Annotated in this window: 1 protein-coding gene and 1 pseudogene; both read left to right on the top strand. The window is 57.3% G+C overall.

The genetic code is table 11. The features are described from left to right. Positions 1–52 precede the first annotated feature (52 nt). Positions 53–292 (top strand): annotated as a pseudogene (locus tag I4W09_RS10485) (transposase); the annotation flags it as partial. Next, a complete protein-coding gene (locus I4W09_RS10285) occupies positions 181–1,215 on the top strand; it encodes an IS3 family transposase (RefSeq protein WP_152068358.1) in 1,035 nt (344 codons plus the stop codon). The pseudogene I4W09_RS10485 and the gene I4W09_RS10285, both read left to right, overlap by 112 nt. The last annotated feature ends 40 nt before the right edge of the window (positions 1,216–1,255 follow it).

Here is a 1,255-nt window from a genome sequence, read left to right on the forward strand (position 1 = left end):
TGGAGTGGGTATGATGAATTGGACACCTAGTTAAGAGCGAAAGGTGTTCAAGATGACCCAAAGAAGAAAGCGATACGACAGGCAGTTCAAGGTCTCGGCGGCAAAGGTGGTCCTGTCCGGGGAAATGACGGTCAAAGGCCTATCGGAGGAACTCGGCATAAAGGATTCGACGCTGAGAAGATGGGCCCGCGAATACGAGGAGATGGGAGACGGCGCGTTCCCCGGAAACGGCTCCCCGAAGATCAACAAGGACTACGAGATCGTGAAGCTCAAGAAGAAGGTCGAGGAGCTCGAGCGCGAGAACGAGATACTAAAAAATTTCCGGGCCTTCTTGAGTCAAGACCATGCGTGAGGTTCGAGTTCCTCAAAGAGCATAGGGGCGAGATCGGCCCCATCAAGAAGGCATGCGGGCTGATGAAAGTCTCGAAATCCGGTTTCTACGAGTATCTCGGCCGGAAGAAGTCCGACGCCCAGATAGAGCGGGAGGCGATCGAAGGTTTCGTCGTCGAGGCCTTCGAGCGGCACAAGGGCCGTTACGGCTACCGGCGCATCAACCGCGAACTGCGAAAAAGCGGCATCGTCGTGAGCGAGAAGCGCGTGCTCCGCATCATGCAGAAGCTCGGACTTGCCGGAAAGGGCGCGACCCGAAAACACCGCATCCAGAAGAAGGTCGAGCCGGGAGACCCTCGGTTGAACCTGGTAGAGCGCGCTTTCACCGTGGGCGAGCGCAACAGGCTTTGGGTGGGCGACATCACCTACATACCCACAAGAGAAGGGTGGCTCTATCTCGCAGCCGTGATAGACGCCTTCTCCCGCAAGGTCGTGGGCTGGTCAATGTCCGAGCGCATCACCGAGAAGGTCGCGATCGACGCGATGGAGCAGGCGGTCGGCAGGGAGGGTCCGCCAGATGACGGCAGCCTCGTCTTCCATGACGATCAGGGCGCGCAGTACACCTCCCGTTCCTTCCAGCGGTGTCTGGACTCGCATGGCATAGTCCAGTCGGTATCAAGGCCCGGCACGCCGCTGGACAACGCGGTGGCCGAGTCGTTCTTCAAGACGCTGAAAAGGGAATTGGTGAAAGAGAGGAGCTATGGGACGAGGGACGAGGCCAAGCAGGACATCTTCAAGTACATAGAGCTCTATTACAATAGGGTGCGCATGCATTCCACCCTGGGCTACATGTCTCCAGTGGAATACGAGCGGCAATACGCTTGAGGATCCTTAAAAGAAAGTCCAGTTTATCCTTCCCACTCCA

Origin of the sequence: Collinsella aerofaciens (assembly GCF_015670795.1) — a bacterium.
In the GTDB taxonomy this organism is placed as follows: Bacteria; Actinomycetota; Coriobacteriia; order Coriobacteriales; family Coriobacteriaceae; genus Collinsella; species Collinsella aerofaciens_Q.